Source organism: Streptomyces sp. XM83C, assembly GCF_023072675.1.
GTDB lineage: Bacteria > Actinomycetota > Actinomycetes > Streptomycetales > Streptomycetaceae > Streptomyces > Streptomyces thermocoprophilus.
The window spans coordinates 1-2,018 of record NZ_JALLGL010000525.1; the positions used below are offsets into that span (position 1 = coordinate 1).

2 protein-coding genes and 1 pseudogene are annotated in these 2,018 nt (G+C 73.6%); 2 read left to right on the forward strand and 1 reads right to left on the reverse strand.

Translation table 11 applies throughout. The features are described 5' to 3' along the window. A pseudogene (locus MTQ10_RS30030) lies at positions 1-230 on the reverse strand (DUF6344 domain-containing protein); the annotation flags it as partial. Between the two features lie 330 nt (positions 231-560). Between MTQ10_RS30030 and MTQ10_RS30035 the strand changes: the two are divergent. Beyond that, complete coding sequence (locus tag MTQ10_RS30035) at positions 561-689, forward strand: DLW-39 family protein (protein WP_003999697.1); 129 nt, start codon at positions 561-563, stop codon at positions 687-689. A gap of 116 nt (positions 690-805) precedes the next feature. Then, positions 806-2,018 (forward strand): hypothetical protein (locus tag MTQ10_RS30040; RefSeq protein WP_247473717.1); only part of this gene is annotated, 1,213 nt, incomplete at its 3' end.

Genomic DNA, 2,018 nt, shown 5'->3' on the forward strand with positions numbered 1-2,018 from the left:
ATCGTGGGGGGCAGGGCCCGGGCGAGGGACCAGGGGGACCGGGGCCGGGAGGACTGGGCCGGGATCGTCACCTGTGGACTCTCGGCCTCGCCGGTGCCGCTGTTGCGGGTCGGCTCGGTCTGCGCTACCGCCGTGGCGGCGTTCGTGGTGACGAGTCCGAGCGCCGTGCACAGCGCGAGGAAGGCGGTGACGATGACGGTCCACAGCTGCTTGACCTGGTTCCTGGCCATGATCCCCTCACTTTCGGGTTGGGCGATTTGCGTACTTTCCTCATGATGTGTATGGGGATCGAGAAGGGGAGCACCGACGCTCGTGGCGCGTCGATGTTCTGATGAACACCACTCGGATGGGCGTACAGGGGTGCCGGGATCGCCGTCGGGGGCGGGGAGCGTGCCGGAGAGGGTGCTCGATGGAGGGGGATCTTCCGGTTCTGGGGCCTGTCTGTGGCCGTGCGCGGAGGGGCAGTTGGCGGCCGGATCCCAGGTCACCGTTGGATATCGGTCGGTGTGTATAGTCGGGCGCCAGAGGTCCCCTACGTCAAGGAAAGACGAGGTCGCGCGGTGAAGAAGCTTCTCCTGGTCGCACTGGCCGCCATCGGCGGGCTCCTCGTGTACCGCCAGATCCAGGCGGATCGCGCCGAGCAGGATCTGTGGACGGAGGCGACTGACTCCGTGCCCACGGGTTCGTGAGTACCGACACCAGAATCTGAAACAGGCCCCGACCGCCCGAGCGAGCGGTCGGGGTTTTGTGCAGCTTCGGCCGGGACGAGGGGTGGCGCGTCGTGGGGCGGTGCAGGACGGGGACGGTGGTGCGCGGGGCCGTGGCGGCCGTGGCGGCGGGGGCGCTCGTGGCCGTGACACCGCCCTGTGCGGGCGCGGCCGAGCCCGGCGGGTACGGCTTCGACCCGGCCGGGCGCCGGGTGACCGCCGCACCGGCCACCACCACCGCCCAGCTCCTCGAACCCGGCGGGACCTACCGCTCCTCGCTGCCGCCCGACGGCAAGTCGTACTACCGGCTCGCCCTGGACGCCGTGTCCACCACGTACGTCGCCGTCACCGCCGTCCCCCCGCCCGGCACCGAGGTCGCCGCGAGCGACGGCATCCGCGTCGCCCTCCAGGACGCCGACGGCCACTACTGCTCGACCGACACCGCGAGCATCGGCGGCGCCCGCAGCCCCCGGCCGGTCACCGCGTGGGGGACGCGCGAGGCGGGCAACGGCAGGCCGGCCTGCAAGGATGCGGGCACCTACTACGTCGCCGTCGAGCGGCTGCGTACCTCCACGTCCTCCGCCACGGCGTCCGGCGTGGCCTGGGAGCTGGAGCTGACCGCCGCCGCCGAGGCGCCGCTGAAACGGCCCGGCCCGACCTCCGCGCCCGAGGCGGAACCCTCCGAGTCCCTGCCGCCGCCGGCCGGCCCGGCCCGCAGGCGCCCCGGCGGCAGCGGCTTCGCCTCCGCGGCACCGGTCGGAGAGGGAGCGTGGAGCGCCACGCTCGCCCCGGGGCAGACCCTCTTCTACAAGGTCCCTGTCGACTGGGGGCAGCGGCTGTCCGCCACCGCCGAGCTGAGCAGTGCCCCCGCCACCACGTCCGGCCTGGTCAGCGGCGCCCTCGGCCTGCATCTGAGCAACCCGGCCCGGGTCCCCGTCGACGACGCCACCGTCTCGTACGGCGGCACGCCGAAGACCGCCGCGCTGGACGCCCTGCCGTCCGTCCGGTACGCCAACCGGTACGCCGTCCAGGACTCCGTCAGCGGTATGCGCGTCGCCGGTGCCTACTACCTGGCCGTCCATCTGTCCGAGCGGGTCGCGGAACGCTTCGGCGCGGGGCCCTTCGAGGTGACGCTGCGGGTGCGGGTCGCCGGCGCGGAACGGCAGCCGGGACCCGAGTACGCCGGGCCGTCCGTCCCGGCCGACGCGTTCCGTGTCACCGACGAGGACCGTACGGCCGCCGCGATCGGCAGCAGCGGTCTCGCCGCGCCGGCGGGCGGTTCGGAGGGCGGTTCGGAGGGCGGTTCGGAGG